The sequence below is a fragment of the Pseudomonas sp. Bc-h genome, from assembly GCF_002080045.1.
In the GTDB taxonomy this organism is placed as follows: Bacteria; Pseudomonadota; Gammaproteobacteria; order Pseudomonadales; family Pseudomonadaceae; genus Aquipseudomonas.
Map to the genome: position 1 here is coordinate 36,303 of NZ_MUIN01000001.1, position 15,165 is coordinate 51,467.

General features: G+C 58.2%; 14 protein-coding genes. 12 read left to right on the top strand and 2 right to left on the bottom strand.

Going from position 1 to position 15,165, the window contains the following annotated elements:
- Positions 1-275: 275 nt before the first annotated feature.
- From BWR59_RS00200 to BWR59_RS00215, 4 genes are read left to right on the top strand one after another with little or no spacing between them, the layout of a single operon-like run.
- Positions 276-1,241, top strand: coding sequence for a sulfonate ABC transporter substrate-binding protein (locus tag BWR59_RS00200; RefSeq protein WP_081563637.1), 966 nt, complete (start codon positions 276-278; stop codon positions 1,239-1,241).
- 27 nt (positions 1,242-1,268) lie between these two features.
- Positions 1,269-2,057 (top strand): aliphatic sulfonate ABC transporter permease SsuC, encoded by a 789-nt coding sequence (ssuC, locus tag BWR59_RS00205; protein ID WP_081563638.1) that lies wholly within the window; start codon positions 1,269-1,271, stop codon positions 2,055-2,057.
- Complete coding sequence (gene ssuB / locus BWR59_RS00210) at positions 2,054-2,863, top strand: aliphatic sulfonates ABC transporter ATP-binding protein (RefSeq protein ID WP_081563639.1); 810 nt, start codon at positions 2,054-2,056, stop codon at positions 2,861-2,863. The genes ssuC and ssuB overlap by 4 nt, the downstream gene beginning before the upstream one ends.
- A 51-nt stretch (positions 2,864-2,914) precedes the next feature.
- Complete coding sequence (locus BWR59_RS00215) at positions 2,915-3,130, top strand: TOBE domain-containing protein (protein WP_062379390.1); 216 nt, start codon at positions 2,915-2,917, stop codon at positions 3,128-3,130.
- 149 nt (positions 3,131-3,279) lie between these two features.
- Here the strand turns inward: BWR59_RS00215 and BWR59_RS00220 are convergent, their stop codons facing one another.
- Positions 3,280-3,912: a TetR/AcrR family transcriptional regulator gene (locus BWR59_RS00220; protein WP_081563640.1), complete on the bottom strand. Its 633-nt coding sequence runs from the start codon at positions 3,910-3,912 to the stop codon at positions 3,280-3,282.
- Between the two features lie 302 nt (positions 3,913-4,214).
- The gene (locus tag BWR59_RS00225) at positions 4,215-5,591 is read right to left on the bottom strand and encodes a glutamine synthetase family protein (protein ID WP_081563641.1); all 1,377 of its coding nucleotides are present in this window, start codon (positions 5,589-5,591) and stop codon (positions 4,215-4,217) included.
- A 277-nt stretch (positions 5,592-5,868) separates the two neighbouring features.
- On the opposite strand from BWR59_RS00225, the gene BWR59_RS00230 reads away from it, so the two are divergent.
- The 8 genes from BWR59_RS00230 to BWR59_RS00265 all read left to right on the top strand — a co-directional run bounded on the left by BWR59_RS00230 (position 5,869) and on the right by BWR59_RS00265 (position 15,141).
- On the top strand, positions 5,869-6,663 hold the full coding sequence (locus tag BWR59_RS00230; RefSeq protein ID WP_081563642.1) for a gamma-glutamyl-gamma-aminobutyrate hydrolase family protein: 795 nt from the start codon (positions 5,869-5,871) through the stop codon (positions 6,661-6,663).
- Between the two features lie 42 nt (positions 6,664-6,705).
- Positions 6,706-8,064, top strand: coding sequence for a glutamine synthetase family protein (locus tag BWR59_RS00235; RefSeq protein WP_081563643.1), 1,359 nt, complete (start codon positions 6,706-6,708; stop codon positions 8,062-8,064).
- A gap of 73 nt (positions 8,065-8,137) precedes the next feature.
- Complete coding sequence (locus tag BWR59_RS00240) at positions 8,138-9,502, top strand: aspartate aminotransferase family protein (protein WP_081563644.1); 1,365 nt, start codon at positions 8,138-8,140, stop codon at positions 9,500-9,502.
- Positions 9,503-9,689: 187 nt separating this feature from the next.
- Positions 9,690-10,787 carry a polyamine ABC transporter substrate-binding protein gene (locus BWR59_RS00245; RefSeq protein WP_081563645.1) on the top strand — a complete coding sequence of 366 codons (1,098 nt, stop codon included), beginning with the start codon at positions 9,690-9,692 and terminating at the stop codon, positions 10,785-10,787.
- A gap of 256 nt (positions 10,788-11,043) precedes the next feature.
- On the top strand, positions 11,044-12,138 hold the full coding sequence (locus tag BWR59_RS00250; protein ID WP_081563646.1) for a polyamine ABC transporter substrate-binding protein: 1,095 nt from the start codon (positions 11,044-11,046) through the stop codon (positions 12,136-12,138).
- A gap of 56 nt (positions 12,139-12,194) precedes the next feature.
- Positions 12,195-13,337: a polyamine ABC transporter ATP-binding protein gene (gene potA / locus BWR59_RS00255; protein WP_081563647.1), complete on the top strand. Its 1,143-nt coding sequence runs from the start codon at positions 12,195-12,197 to the stop codon at positions 13,335-13,337.
- Positions 13,334-14,254: an ABC transporter permease subunit gene (locus tag BWR59_RS00260; RefSeq protein ID WP_081563648.1), complete on the top strand. Its 921-nt coding sequence runs from the start codon at positions 13,334-13,336 to the stop codon at positions 14,252-14,254. Before potA ends, BWR59_RS00260 begins: the two co-directional genes overlap by 4 nt.
- On the top strand, positions 14,251-15,141 hold the full coding sequence (locus BWR59_RS00265; protein ID WP_081563649.1) for an ABC transporter permease subunit: 891 nt from the start codon (positions 14,251-14,253) through the stop codon (positions 15,139-15,141). Before BWR59_RS00260 ends, BWR59_RS00265 begins: the two co-directional genes overlap by 4 nt.
- Positions 15,142-15,165: the final 24 nt, after the last annotated feature.

Below are 15,165 nucleotides of genomic sequence, written 5' to 3' on the forward strand. Positions count from 1 at the left end.
TTGAAAAAAACCCCGCTTCGGCGGGGTTTTTTTATGCCTGGCGAACCGTGATCCAGCCTTGAAATGAACGATCTGCGGCAAAAAACCGACCGTTCCATTGCATATTCATTTTGGTGCTAACCAAATGAATAAATATGATTTTAGAGAATAACAAAGCCCTGTTAAGGTCTCTGCGTCCTGGCGAGATTGCCGGCAATGAATCCCTTCCAACACCTTACTTATCCGCCATCGGACAAGCAGGTGCCACCTGTTAGCTACAAGCAAAGGAGCGTGCCATGCGCACTGTCATTTTGCGTCGAGGCCTGGTCGCTCTGTTTGCTGCGGCAGTTTCCTTCGGCGTTCTCACCCAAGCTCAAGCCGATACCTTGCGCATCGGTTATCAGAAGTACGGCACGCTGGTGCTGCTCAAGGCCAAAGGTTCGCTGGAAAAGAAACTCGCCGACCAAGGCGTGCAGGTGCAATGGACCGAATTCCCAGGTGGCCCGCAGTTGCTTGAAGGACTGAACGTCGGCTCCATCGATTTCGGAGTGACCGGCGAGACACCTCCTGTTTTCGCCCAGGCTGCTGGCGCCGATCTGCTCTACGTGGCATCCGAACCTCCTGCTCCGACCAGCGAAGCCATACTGGTGCCCAAGGACTCGCCGATTACCTCGGTGAAGGACCTGAAGGGCAAGAAAGTCGTGCTCAACAAAGGCTCCAACGTTCATTACCTGTTGGTGCGTGCGCTTGAAGAAGCGGGCCTGAAATACACCGATATCCAGACCGTGTTCCTGCCGCCCGCCGATGCGCGTGCAGCGTTCGAGCGTGGCAGCGTCGACGCCTGGGTCATCTGGGACCCGTACCAAGCCGCTGCCGAGCAACAGCTTCAGGCGCGTACCCTGCGTGACGGCAAAGGCATCGTCGACAACAACCAGTTCTATCTGGCGACCAAGCCTTATGCACAACAACATCCAAAGGTGATTCAGACCCTCGTGGAAGAAGTTCGCGCAGTCGGCGAATGGTCCAAGGCCAACCCGGATGAGGTCACCAAACAGGTAGCTCCGCTGCTCGGCTTGCCAGAGGACATCACCCGGATTTCGGTCAAGCGTCAGGGTTACGGGGCACTGTTCATCACCCCTGAAACCATCGCTGCTCAGCAGAAAATCGCCGACACCTTCTATCAACTCAAGTTGATCCCCAAACCGCTCAGCATCGCCGATGTGATCTGGACGCCACCCGCTGCTGTCGCGAAAGCGCAGTAAGCCCTGGCCTTGAGAGGAGACAACTCCATGAGCGTGGAACGATTCACTCACAGACTGGCGCCCTGGCTGCTACCGGTCTTGTTGTTGGCGGTATGGCAACTGGCGGTCAGTGCAGGCTGGCTGTCTACCCGAATTCTGCCGGCCCCAAGCGCGGTGATCGAAGCAGGCGTGACGTTGGTGCGCAGTGGCGAGATCTGGAAGCACCTGGCTATCAGCGGCTGGCGTGCGGCGATCGGCTTTGCCATCGGCGGCGGCATCGGTCTGACGCTGGGCTTCATCACCGGTCTGTCGAAATGGGGCGAACGCCTGCTCGACAGCTCGGTGCAGATGATCCGCAACGTGCCGCATCTGGCGCTGATTCCGCTGGTAATCCTGTGGTTCGGCATTGACGAAAGCGCGAAGATTTTTCTGGTGGCGCTGGGCACCCTGTTTCCGATTTACCTGAACACCTATCACGGGATTCGCAATATCGATCCGGCGTTGGTGGAGATGTCGCGCAGCTACGGCTTGTCCGGCTTCAGTCTGTTCTGGCATGTGATTCTGCCGGGGGCCATGCCTTCAATTCTGGTCGGGGTGCGCTTCGCGTTGGGTTTCATGTGGCTGACGCTGATCGTCGCCGAAACCATCTCGGCCAGTTCCGGCATCGGCTATCTGGCGATGAACGCCCGCGAGTTTCTGCAAACCGACGTGGTGGTGCTGGCCATCGTGCTCTACGCGGTACTCGGCAAGTTGGCGGACCTCGCTGCGCGTGGTCTGGAGCGGGTCTGCCTGCGTTGGCACCCGGCGTATCAAGTGGCTAAAGGTGGCGCGCAATGAGCAATCTCCAACAACCGGCGAACCTGTTGCGCGGGATCCCCCTGCAAGTGCGCAAGCTGAAGAAAACCTTCGGTTCGCGGGAAGTCTTGAAAGACATCGATCTGCACATTCCGGCGGGCCAGTTCGTCGCCGTTGTCGGTCGCAGCGGTTGCGGCAAGAGCACGTTGCTGCGTTTGCTGGCAGGGCTGGATCTGCCGTCCAGCGGCCAGTTGCTGGCAGGCTCCGCGCCACTGGCCGATGCCCGGGACGACACCCGCCTGATGTTTCAGGAAGCCCGTTTGCTGCCGTGGAAAAAGATCATCGACAACGTCGGGCTTGGACTGAGCGGTGACTGGCGCGGCAAGGCGCTCGAAGCGCTTGAAGCCGTGGGCCTGGCCGAACGTGCCAACGAGTGGCCGGCGGCGCTGTCGGGCGGGCAGAAGCAGCGTGTCGCCCTGGCGCGAGCGTTGATCCACGAGCCGCGTCTGCTGTTGCTGGACGAGCCCTTGGGCGCGCTGGATGCGTTGACCCGCATCGAGATGCAGCAATTGATCGAGAACCTCTGGCAGAAGCACGGCTTCACGGTGCTGTTGGTCACCCACGATGTCAGTGAGGCCGTGGCCATCGCCGATCGCGTGTTGCTGATCGAAGAGGGCCGCATCGGTCTGGACCTTCACGTCGATCTTGCCAGGCCTCGTGCGCGTGGCTCGTATCGTCTGGCTGCACTGGAAACCGAAGTCCTCAACCGCGTGCTGTCGTTGCCCGGCAGCCCACCCGAGCCCGAACCGTCTTCACCCCTGCCCACGCAATTGCGTTGGGCCAATTGAATCCTGGTGCAATATTGCTCCGGGCACTGATCTCAAAAAGGAAGCCATACCATGACTATCAAAGCCATCAACGTCCGTAACCAGTTCAAAGGCACCATCAAGGAAATCGTCACCGGCGACGTGCTGTCCGAAATCGACGTTCAGACCGCTTCGGGCATCGTCACTTCGGTGATTACCACGCGTTCGGTCAAGGAACTAGAGCTGGTGGTCGGCAGCGAAGTGATCGCGTTCGTGAAATCCACCGAGGTGTCGATCGCCAAGTTGTGATCGATGCGTTGTGATCAGCCCCGAAGGGTGCGAGCCCTTCGGGGCTTTTTGTTTTTTTTTTGTGGGCAGAATGGTGCTGTGGTAGTTCGGCTTGCCGGCGGTAGCGGTTTTGAAAGTGCCACCGCCGGCAAGCCGGGCCGCTACGGAATTTACCAGGCGCGCTTGGGCAAAAACGGCGGCAGATAAAGCCCCAGATACGCGTCGAACACCCGCTGACCTTCCTCGGCCATGCGCGGGGTGATCGCGTTGTGCAGCTGGACCGAACGTGCGTAAACGCGGTCGGCGAGTTCGAGGGCCAGAGCGAAGATTTCGACGTCGTCCGGCAGGGCGGGCAGGTGAAAGTGCCTGGCGAACAGCTCGTGCATCAGGTTGCCCAGTTCGACGTCGTGTTGACGGTCGGCCTGCGTTACCTCGGTCAAGCCGTGCTGGGCGAGGATCAACTGGCGAGCAGCGGCGTCTTCGCTGTAGATATTGAGCATGCGCGTTTCGACCAGGCGCGACAGGTCATGCCAGTGGGTGAGCTGCGCGTGATCGATAGGCTGTTGCAGGCTGTCGCGAAAGGCGGCGTGGACGTCTGCGGTCAGCCCTTCAAGGAGTGCCGGGACACTGGCGAAAAAGTGATAGACCGAAGACGGCGGGATTTCCGCGCGCTCGGCGACGCTATAGATCGACAGACTTGCCACGCCATCTGAAGCCAGCAGCGTACGTGCGGCATCGAGGATCGAATCGATCCGGGCCTGGCTGCGTGCGCGGGGTTTGCGGGTTGTGGCGGGGCGGGTCATCGGTTGCTCTCTTGATCGGGGCTGCGGGCATTCTACAGCGGCGCTCCACAGAATGCCTCGCAAGCAAGCTCCTTCCCACAGGGGCCTTGTCGCTCGGGAGATCGGCTTCAATGCTGCAAATCGCAGCCCCGAGGTTGATCGATATTTTTCAGGCAGCCACGATCTCTCGCGGGAGGGAGCTTGCTCGGGATGAGGCCAGCCCAGACAACACGAGGCTCGGGGGCATACCGTCTAATATAAAAAACGCCCCCAGCCTTGCGGATGGGGGCGTTCTTTTTATTTCACACTGCCGCGTAGCGCGATCAAACAGTGTGCAGATACCAGTTGTATTCAAGGTCGGAGATGGAGTGTTCGAACTCCTCCAGCTCACTCTCCTTACATGCAACGAAGATATCGATGTACTTCGGATCGATGTACCTGGCCATGACTTCACTGTCATCGAGCTCGCGCAATGCATCGCGCAAGTTGTTCGGCAGGCTCTGTTCATGCTGCTCGTACGAGTTACCTTCAACCGGCGCGCCAGGCTCGACCTTGTTGGTCAAACCGTGGTGAATACCCGCCAGAACCGAAGCCATCAACAGATACGGGTTGGCGTCTGCACCGGCGACGCGGTGCTCGATACGTACGGCATCGGCGGTGCCGGTTGGCACACGAACCGCGACGGTACGGTTATCAAGACCCCATGTAGGCGAGTTGGGCACGTAGAACTGAGCACCGAACCGGCGATACGAGTTGACGTTCGGGCAAAGGAACGCCATCTGCGCCGGTAGGGTCTCGAGCACACCGCCGATCGCATGACGTAATGCGGCGTTCTGCTCGGGATCCTCACTGGTGAAGATGTTTTTGCCATCGCGATCCAGGATCGAGATGTGGACGTGCAGACCGTTACCCGCCTGGCCTGGATACGGCTTGGCCATGAAGGTGGTGTCCATCTCATGGTCGTAGGCGATGTTTTTGATCAGTCGCTTGAGCAGCACTGCATAGTCGCAGGCTTTCAGAGGGTCGGCTGTGTGGTGCAGGTTCACTTCGAACTGCGCCGGAGCACTTTCCTTGACGATCGCGTCGGCAGGGATGCCTTGCTCTTTCGCACCTTCCAGAATGTCCTGGAGGCAATCGACGTATTCGTCGAGGTCGTCGATCAGGTAGACCTGTGTCGAATGCGGGCGTTTGCCGGAAATCGGCGAGCGCGGCGGTTGTGGGCGACCGTTCACGTTCTCCTGGTCGATCAGGTAGAACTCAAGCTCAAATGCGGCGCAGATGGTCAGACCCATTTCGTCGAATTTGGCTACAACCTGGCGCAGGACCTCACGAGGATCGGCGAAAAACGGCTCGCCTTCCAGTTCGTGCATGGTCATCAGAAGTTGTGCGGTAGGACGCTTCTGCCACGGTTCGTTGCAGAGAGTGTCGGGGATTGGATAACAGATTCGGTCAGCGTCACCGATGTCCAGACCCAGGCCGGTGCTTTCCACCGTCGAGCCATTGATATCCAGTGCGAATAGAGAAGCCGGGAGGTTGATGCCTTTCTCGTAAACCTTATGGAGGCTGGTGCGTTCAATGCGCTTGCCGCGCACCACTCCATTCATATCTGCAATCAGAAGGTCAACGTATAGAACCTCAGGATGTTCCTTAAGGAACGCGTTCGCTTCGTTGAGCTGAACGGCACGCGGGGGTACCGACATGATGCAACACCTTTGTTGTTGAAAATATCAATCATCGAGCATTACGGGGTTCAGTCAATCCGAAAGCCCGAATGAAGTCAAGAGAGGCCTGTTTTGCCCTAAAAAGGCGCCTCTGGGCCGTTTTTGCCGCACTTTAGGGCGGATTTCAGCCGTTGGACGGGGTGGGAACTGCGATCTTGAGCGAGGCGTGTTTTATTTTTTACGGGGCTGTTGTGTAAAAAAATGAACAAGGCTAAGCTCGGTCGCAACCCATAACAGCAATAATACCGGGGGTCACATGTCTCGCCTTCCGCTGATCGGCGTCACCGCCTGCACTCAGCAAATTGGCTCGCATGCCTATCACATCAGTGGTGACAAATACGTCCGCGCAGTTGCCGTCGCTGCCAAGGGCCTGCCGCTGATTCTGCCGTCACTGGCAGAGCTCCTCGATCCAGCCGACATACTCGCGGCGGTCGATGGTCTGCTCTTCACCGGTTCTCCATCCAACGTCGAACCCTATCACTATAGTGGTCCCGCCAGCGCGCCGGGTACTGCTCATGATCCTGCACGCGACCACACCACCTTACCCCTTATTCGTGCTGCTGTGGCCGCTGGCGTGCCTGTGTTGGGTATTTGCCGCGGATTTCAGGAGCTGAATGTGGCATTTGGTGGCAGCCTGCATCAAAAGGTTCACGAGACGGGAACGTTCATGGATCATCGTGAGCCAGACAACGAACCCGTTGAAATTCAATATGCTCCGAGTCATCCGATGCACATCCAGTCGGGCGGTGTTTTGGCCGGGCTCGGGCTGCCGGAAGAAATTCGTGTCAATTCAATTCACGGACAGGGTGTCGAGCGTCTTGCCCCGGGTTTGCGGGTCGAAGCGACAGCGCCGGATGGCCTTATTGAAGCGATCTCGGTGCCTGCGGGCGCGGCTTTTGCTACAGCCGATGTGTTCGCACTGGGCGTTCAATGGCATCCGGAGTGGCAGGTCACGCAAAACCCCGACTATCTTTCAATATTCCAGGCATTTGGCGATGCCTGTCGAAAACGGGCACTACAACGCGACGTCGACGCGTCAAAAAACGCCTGACTGCCATGACGGCTGCCAGGAAATGAAACCCCTGAGGTATTTATGAGTACCAACCTCGACCAGCTCACCGATTGGTTGAAAGAACACAGGATTACCGAAGTCGAGTGCATGATCTCCGACCTGACCGGTATCACGCGTGGCAAGATTTCTCCGACCAACAAGTTCATTGCCGAAAAGGGCATGCGCTTGCCGGAGAGCGTATTGCTGCAGACCGTGACCGGAGACTACGTCGAGGACGACATTTATTACGAGTTGCTGGACCCCGCAGACATCGACATGTTCTGCCGTCCTGACCAGAACGCGGTGTATCTGGTGCCCTGGGCCATCGAGCCCACCGCGCAGGTGATTCACGACACCTACGACAAGCAAGGCAATCCTATCGAGTTGTCGCCGCGCAACGTCTTGAAGAAAGTACTCAAGCTCTATGCCGATCAAGGCTGGCAGCCCATCGTGGCGCCGGAGATGGAGTTCTATCTGACCAAGCGCAGCGACGACCCCGACTATCCATTGCAGCCGCCAGTCGGCCGTTCGGGCCGCCCGGAAACCGGTCGCCAGTCCTTCTCCATTGAAGCGGCGAACGAATTCGACCCGTTATTCGAAGACGTCTACGACTGGTGTGAACTGCAGAATCTGGACCTCGACACCCTGATCCACGAAGACGGCACGGCGCAGATGGAAATCAACTTCCGTCACGGCGATGCCCTTTCGCTGGCCGATCAGATCCTGGTGTTCAAGCGCACCATGCGCGAAGCAGCGCTCAAGCATGATGTCGCCGCGACCTTCATGGCCAAGCCCATGACCGGCGAGCCCGGCAGCGCCATGCACTTGCACCAGAGCATCATCGACATCGAGACCGGCAAGAACATCTTCTCCAATGAAGACGGAACCATGAGCCAGCTGTTTCTGCAGCACATCGGTGGCCTGCAGAAGCTGATTCCCGAGTTGTTGCCGCTGTTCGCGCCCAACGTGAACTCGTTCCGCCGCTTCCTGCCGGACACCTCGGCACCGGTGAACGTGGAGTGGGGCGAAGAAAACCGCACCGTCGGCCTGCGCGTGCCGGATGCCGGGCCGCAGAACCGTCGCGTGGAGAACCGCCTGCCAGGCGCCGACGCCAACCCGTATCTGGCCATTGCCGCGAGTCTGCTGTGTGGCTTCATCGGCATGGTCGAGGGGCTTAACCCGAGCGCGCCTGTGGTGGGTCGTGGTTACGAGCGCCGCAACCTGCGCTTGCCGTTGACCATCGAAGACGCGTTGGAGCGGATGGAGAACAGCAAGACGGTCGAGAAATACCTCGGCAAGACCTTCGTTACCGGCTACGTCGCGGTCAAGCGCGCCGAGCACGAAAACTTCAAGCGTGTGATCAGCTCGTGGGAGCGGGAATTCCTGCTCTTCGCCGTCTGAAGAAACAGGGCGCCGGCCAGCCTTGCGAGGCTGGGGCGCCCGACACGCGATACCCAGTCAATGGAGTGGTTTCATGAGTTCCAACAATCCGCAAACCCGTGAATGGCAAGCCCTCAGCAACGATCACCACCTGGCGCCGTTCAGCGACTTCAAACAGCTTAAAGAGAAAGGCCCGCGCATCATCACCAACGCGAAGGGCGTTTACCTCTGGGACAGCGAAGGCAACAAGATCCTCGACGGTATGGCCGGTCTCTGGTGCGTTGCCATCGGTTATGGCCGCGACGAACTGGCCGATGCCGCCAGCAAACAGATGCGCGAGCTGCCGTATTACAACCTGTTCTTCCAGACCGCCCACCCCCCTGCGTTGCAACTGGCCAAGGCTATTTCCGACGTTGCGCCAGAAGGCATGAACCATGTGTTCTTCACCGGTTCCGGCTCCGAGGGCAACGACACGGTGTTGCGCATGGTCCGTCACTACTGGGCGGTCAAGGGCAAGCCGAGCAAGAAGGTCATCATCAGCCGCATGAACGGCTACCACGGTTCAACCGTCGCTGGCGCCAGTCTCGGCGGCATGATTTACATGCACGAACAGGGCGACTTGCCGATCCCGGGCATTGTTCACATCTCTCAGCCTTACTGGTTCGGTGAGGGCGGCGACATGACCCCGGACGAATTCGGTGTCTGGGCCGCAGAGCAGCTGGAAAAGAAAATCCTCGAAGTCGGCGAAGACAACGTCGGTGCGTTCATTGCCGAGCCTATCCAGGGTGCGGGCGGTGTGATCGTTCCGCCAGCAACGTACTGGCCGAAGATCAAGGAGATCCTCGCCAAATACGACATCCTGTTCGTCGCCGATGAGGTGATTTGTGGCTTCGGCCGGACCGGTGAGTGGTTCGGTAGCGATTTCTACGACCTTAAACCCGACCTGATGACCATTGCCAAGGGCCTGACCTCGGGCTACATCCCCATGGGCGGCGTGATCGTGCGCGATGAAGTGGTGAAAGTGCTGAACGAGGGCGGTGATTTCAACCACGGCTTCACCTATTCCGGGCACCCCGTTGCGGCGGCGGTGGGGCTTGAGAACATCCGCATCCTGCGCGACGAGAAGATTGTCGAAAGGGTTAAATCGGAAACGGCACCATACTTGCAAAAGCGTTTGCGTGAGTTGAGCGATCATCCGCTGGTGGGTGAAGTTCGTGGCGTCGGCATGCTCGGTGCGATCGAGCTTGTGAAAGACAAGGCCACTCGCGAGCGTTACGCAGGTCAGGGTGCAGGCATGATCTGCCGAACGTTCTGCTTCGATAACGGCCTGATCATGCGAGCGGTGGGTGACACGATGATCATTTCGCCGCCGCTGGTGATCAGCTTCGCCGAGATCGATGAGTTGGTGGAAAAAGCGCGCAAATGCCTGGACCTGACCCTTGAGGCGTTGCAGAGCTGAAGAGGGCGCTGCAGGCGTGCGCTGGGTTGAAGGCGCACCCCCGCATGGTTCGATGTGTTGGTGTGCAGATGAAATCTTTGAAAGTTATGCAATAAGGCAGGCCGCTCTGCTTGTAAGCCCGCCCAGGAAATTGCCAGACTAACGGTTGTTTTAGTCGCCGCTAACATAAAACATTGGAGCTGTACGAATGAAGAAATTTGGCAAAACCCTCCTCGCGTTGTCCCTGATGGGCGCCGTAGCTGCAGCTGCACACGCCGATGACAAAGTTCTGCACGTCTATAACTGGTCCGATTACATCGCACCCAACACCATTGCCGAATTCGAAAAGGAATCCGGCATCAAAGTGGTGTACGACGTCTTCGACAGCAACGAGACCCTGGAAGCCAAATTGCTGGCTGGCAAGTCGGGCTACGACATCGTCGTACCGTCCAACAACTTCCTGGCCAAACAGATCAAGGCTGGCGTGTATCAGGAGCTGGACAAGTCCAAACTCTCTAATTACAAAAACCTCGATCCCGCGCTGTTGAAGGCCGTGTCGGTCAGCGACCCTGACAACAAGCACGCTTTCCCGTACATGTGGGGTTCGATCGGTATCGGCTTCAACGCAGAGAAGGTCAAGGCTGCCTTGGGCGCCGATGCGCCGGTCAATTCCTGGGACCTGCTGTTCAAGCCTGAGAACGCTGCCAAGTTGAAAGCCTGTGGCGTGAGTTTCCTCGATTCGCCGACCGAAATGTTGCCAGTGGCGCTGCATTACCTGGGTCTGCCAACCGACAGCCAGAAGAAAGAAGACATCCAGAAAGCCGAAGATCTGTTCAAGAAGATCCGTCCTTCGGTTACCTACTTCCACTCTTCCAAATACATCTCGGACCTGGCCAACGGCAACATCTGCGTAGCCGTGGGTTACTCGGGCGACGTTTATCAGGCCAAGGCGCGTGCTGAAGAAGCGGGCGGCAAGGTCAAGGTCAGCTACAACATTCCGAAAGAAGGTGCTGGCAGTTTCTATGACATGGTCGCCATCCCGAAAGACGCAGAAAACGTCGACGGCGCCTACAAGTTCATGAACTTCCTGCTGCAACCTAAAGTCATGGCCGAAATCACCAATGCCGTTCACTTCCCGAACGGTAACAAGGCTGCGACCGAGTTCGTCGACAAGGAAATCACTTCTGACCCAGGCGTTTACCCGCCAGCAGACGTTCTGGCCAAGTTGTACGCGATTGCCGACTTGCCGGCAGCGACTCAGCGACTCATGACCCGCAGCTGGACCAACATCAAATCGGGCAAGTAAGCCTGGTCGAAATGTGCCGTCCGCGACGGCACATGCATAACTCGTAGCAGCCCGGCTTGGCGGCGGCAGCGTCCGTCAATCCGCCACCGCCGGCAAGCCGGACTGCTCCAGAGTTCGCGTGGTAGTACGAACGAAAGAAAAAGTTTTTTTGCGAGAAGGGTTTATCGAAGGTAAGTTGCGCGCCGGATTTGTCACAGGCAGTCGTTACTGTCGTCGGCACGGCCAACAGGCCCACCTACTAAAAAGGACTGCAAACGTGTCTATTTCTTTATTTTCCAAAGGCTTGCTGCTGGGAGCCGGCCTGACGTTCGCCGTCGGTGCTTACGCGGAGTCTACCGTCCGCATTTATAACTGGTCCGATTACATCGGCACCACAACTCTGGCGGACTTCGAGTCCACCACGGGGATCAAGACCAAATACGACGTTTTCGATTCCAACGAAACCCTGGAAGGCAAGCTGCTGGCCGGTCACACCGGTTACGACGTGGTAGTGCCCTCCAACCACTTCCTTGGCAAACAGATCAAGGCGGGTGCGTTTCAGAAGCTCGACAAGTCGCAACTCCCGAACTACTCCAACCTCGACCCTGAACTGTTGCAGCGTCTGGAAAAGAACGATCCAGGCAATCAGTACGCCGTTCCGTACCTGTGGGGCACTAACGGCATCGGTTACAACGTCGACAAGATCAAACAAGTCCTGGGGGTCGACACCATCGACTCGTGGGCTGTGCTGTTCGAACCCGAGAACATCAAGAAGCTGCAGAAGTGTGGCGTCGCTTTCCTCGACTCGGCGGATGAAATGATGCCGGCCGTGCTGAATTACATGGGCCTGAACCCCAACAGCACCGACGAGAAAGACTACAAAAAAGCTGAAGACAAGCTGCTGAAAGTTCGTCCCTACGTGACCTACTTCAACTCGTCCAAATACATCACGGATCTCGCCAACGGCGATATCTGCATCGCCGCCGGTTTCTCCGGTGACGTGTTCCAGGCCAAGGCGCGCGCTGAAGAAGCGGGCAAAGGCGTGAACATCGCGTACTCGATCCCGAAAGAGGGCGGCAATCTGTGGTTCGACATGCTGGCGATTCCGGCTGACGCACCCGACGTAAAAGCCGCTCACGCTTTCATCAACTACATCCTCAAGCCTGACGTAATCGCCAAGGTCAGCGACCAGGTCGGTTACGCCAACCCGAATCCGGCGTCGGGCGAATTGATGGATCAGGATATTCGCAATGACGAGTCGGTTTATCCCTCCAAAGAAGTGCAGCAGCGCCTGTACGTCAACTCCGAGTTGCCACCGAAGATTCAGCGTGTGATGACGCGCAGCTGGACCAAGATCAAATCCGGTAAATAAAGACCTTGGCGCCCGGCTATATCGGTCGGGCGCAAGAACAGTTGGGAGTTTCACCCATGGCAGTTGCCTCCGGCGCCTACAAAAAAGCCCTTGAGGGTGGTCAGCAACCTAAACAGGTGCTGGTCAAAATCGATCGGGTCACGAAAAAGTTCGATGAGACGGTTGCTGTGGACGATGTGTCTCTGCAGATCAACAAGGGCGAAATCTTCGCCTTGCTTGGCGGTTCTGGCTCAGGGAAGTCCACGCTGCTGCGCATGCTCGCCGGTTTCGAGCGACCGACCGAGGGCCGCATTTTCCTCGACGGCGTCGACATCACTGATATGCCGCCGTACGAGCGTCCAATCAACATGATGTTCCAGTCTTACGCGCTGTTCCCGCACATGACCGTGGCGCAGAACATCGCTTTCGGTCTGCAGCAGGACAAGCTGCCAAAGGCCGAGGTCGACGCCCGTGTGGCCGAGATGCTCAAGCTGGTGCAGATGACCCAGTACGCCAAACGCAAGCCGCACCAATTGTCTGGCGGTCAGCGTCAGCGTGTTGCACTCGCGCGTTCGCTGGCCAAGAAGCCGAAACTGCTGTTGCTCGACGAACCGATGGGCGCACTGGACAAGAAGCTGCGTTCGCAGATGCAACTGGAGCTGGTGGAGATCATCGAGCGCGTCGGCGTGACCTGCGTGATGGTGACCCACGACCAGGAAGAGGCCATGACCATGGCCCAGCGCATCGCGATCATGCACCTGGGCTGGATCGCCCAGATCGGCAGCCCGGTCGACATCTACGAAACGCCTACAAGCCGTCTGGTCTGTGAGTTCATCGGCAACGTCAACCTGTTCGACGGTGAGGTGATCGAGGACATGGAAGGCCACGCGCTGATCCGCAGCCCGGAGCTTGAGCGCAATATCTATGTCGGCCACGGCGTCAGTACCTCGGTGGAAGACAAGCACATCACCTACGCCATTCGCCCGGAAAAACTGCTCATCACCACCGAGCAGCCGACCGTCGAGTACAACTGGTCGCGCGGCAAGGTCCACGACATTGCCTACCTGGGCGGGCACTCGGTGTTCTACGTGCAACTGGCGTGCGGAAAGCTGGTTCAGTCGTTCGTCGCCAACGCCGAACGCCGTGGCGCGCGGCCGACCTGGGATGACGAAGTGTTCGTCTGGTGGGAAGACGACAGCGGCGTGGTACTGCGGTCATGAAAATGCGAAAGATCAAACGAGCGCTCAATCGAATAACGCCCAATGGCCGTCAGGCGGTCATCGGGGTTCCGTTCCTCTGGCTGTTCCTGTTCTTCGCGCTGCCATTTCTGATCGTCATCAAGATCAGCTTTGCGGAAGCCGACGTCGCGATTCCGCCGTACACCGAGATCTTTTCTTACGCCGAGCAAAAGCTCGACATCGTGCTCAACTTCGCCAACTACGCATTGCTGACCGGCGACGATCTGTACATCTCAGCGTACCTGGGTTCGTTGAAGATGGCCTTCTTCAGCACCTTGCTGTGTCTGCTGATCGGCTATCCGATGGCCTACGGCATCTCCATCGCCCGCAAGGAAATGCAGACGGTGCTGTTGCTGCTGATCATGATGCCGACCTGGACCGCGATCCTGATCCGCGTGTATGCGTGGATGGGCATTCTCAGCAACAACGGTCTGCTCAACGCTTTCCTGATGTGGCTGGGCGTGATCAGCGAGCCGTTGCAGATCCTCAACACGAACCTTGCGGTGTACATCGGCGTCGTTTATTCGTACCTGCCGTTCATGATTCTGCCGCTGTACGCCAACCTGGTGAAACACGATCAGAGCTTGCTGGAGGCAGCGTCGGACCTGGGTTCAAGCACCTTCAACAGCTTCTGGAAAATTACCGTCCCACTGTCCAAGAACGGCATTATTGCTGGCTGCATGCTGGTGTTCATTCCGGTGGTGGGCGAGTTCGTCATCCCTGAGCTGCTCGGTGGTCCCGAGACGCTGATGATCGGTAAAGTCCTGTGGCAAGAGTTCTTCAACAACCGCGACTGGCCGGTAGCGTCCGCGCTGGCGGTGGTGATGCTGTTGATCCTCATCGTGCCGATCATTCTGTTCAACCGTAGCCAGGCCAAAGAACTGGAGGGCAAGGCATGAGAAGCTTCCGATTCTCGAACCTGATGTTGGTACTGGGCCTGATCTTCATCTATGCGCCCATGGTCATCCTCGTGATCTACTCGTTCAACGCCTCCAAGCTGGTAACGGTCTGGGGCGGCTGGTCGGTCAAGTGGTACGTCGGCCTGCTCGACAACACCCAACTGATGAGCGCGGTGGCGCGCTCGCTGGAAATCGCCCTCTACACCTCGGTCGCCGCTGTTGCGCTGGGGACCATGGCGGCGTTCGTGCTGACGCGCATCACCCGCTTCAAGGGCAAGACCTTCTTCGGTGGCCTGGTCACCGCGCCTCTGGTCATGCCCGAGGTGATCACCGGTCTGTCGCTGTTGCTGTTGTTCGTGGCAATGGCTCAGTTGATCGGCTGGCCACAGGAGCGCGGCATCGTCACCATCTGGATCGCGCACACCACATTCTGTGCGGCATATGTAGCGGTGGTGGTGTCGGCGCGTCTGCGTGAACTGGACATGTCTATCGAAGAAGCGGCCATGGATCTGGGGGCACGGCCGTGGAAGGTGTTCTTCCTGATCACCATCCCGATGATCGCGCCGTCACTGGCGGCGGGCGCGATGATGTCCTTCGCGCTGTCGCTGGACGACCTGGTACTGGCGAGTTTCGTCTCCGGCCCTGGCTCTACGACCCTGCCGATGGAAGTGTTCTCGGCGGTGCGTCTGGGCGTGAAACCTGAAATCAACGCCATTGCCAGCCTGATTCTGCTGGCGGTTTCGATCGCGACATTCCTGGTGTGGTTCTTCAGCCGTCGCGCCGAGAACAACCGCAAGCGTGCGATTCAGCAGGCGATCGAAGAGGCTGCGGCAGATGGCTGGAAACAGCCGGACGTACGTCGTGCTCAGGTGGTTGAGCCGGTTTGATTTGATCCTTTGAACACGCACTGA

Excerpts from the sequence above, each read along its gene's own strand:
- BWR59_RS00215 (WP_062379390.1), top strand. The coding sequence starts at position 2,915 with ATGACTATCAAAGCCATCAACGTCCGTAACCAGTTCAAAGGCACCATC.
- ssuB (WP_081563639.1), top strand. The coding sequence starts at position 2,054 with ATGAGCAATCTCCAACAACCGGCGAACCTGTTGCGCGGGATCCCCCTG.
- ssuC (WP_081563638.1), top strand. The coding sequence starts at position 1,269 with ATGAGCGTGGAACGATTCACTCACAGACTGGCGCCCTGGCTGCTACCG.
- BWR59_RS00245 (WP_081563645.1), top strand. The coding sequence starts at position 9,690 with ATGAAGAAATTTGGCAAAACCCTCCTCGCGTTGTCCCTGATGGGCGCC.
- BWR59_RS00265 (WP_081563649.1), top strand. The coding sequence starts at position 14,251 with ATGAGAAGCTTCCGATTCTCGAACCTGATGTTGGTACTGGGCCTGATC.
- BWR59_RS00260 (WP_081563648.1), top strand. The coding sequence starts at position 13,334 with ATGAAAATGCGAAAGATCAAACGAGCGCTCAATCGAATAACGCCCAAT.
- BWR59_RS00220 (WP_081563640.1), bottom strand. The coding sequence starts at position 3,912 with ATGACCCGCCCCGCCACAACCCGCAAACCCCGCGCACGCAGCCAGGCC.
- BWR59_RS00240 (WP_081563644.1), top strand. The coding sequence starts at position 8,138 with ATGAGTTCCAACAATCCGCAAACCCGTGAATGGCAAGCCCTCAGCAAC.
- BWR59_RS00200 (WP_081563637.1), top strand. The coding sequence starts at position 276 with ATGCGCACTGTCATTTTGCGTCGAGGCCTGGTCGCTCTGTTTGCTGCG.
- potA (WP_081563647.1), top strand. The coding sequence starts at position 12,195 with ATGGCAGTTGCCTCCGGCGCCTACAAAAAAGCCCTTGAGGGTGGTCAG.
- BWR59_RS00230 (WP_081563642.1), top strand. The coding sequence starts at position 5,869 with ATGTCTCGCCTTCCGCTGATCGGCGTCACCGCCTGCACTCAGCAAATT.
- BWR59_RS00225 (WP_081563641.1), bottom strand. The coding sequence starts at position 5,591 with ATGTCGGTACCCCCGCGTGCCGTTCAGCTCAACGAAGCGAACGCGTTC.
- BWR59_RS00235 (WP_081563643.1), top strand. The coding sequence starts at position 6,706 with ATGAGTACCAACCTCGACCAGCTCACCGATTGGTTGAAAGAACACAGG.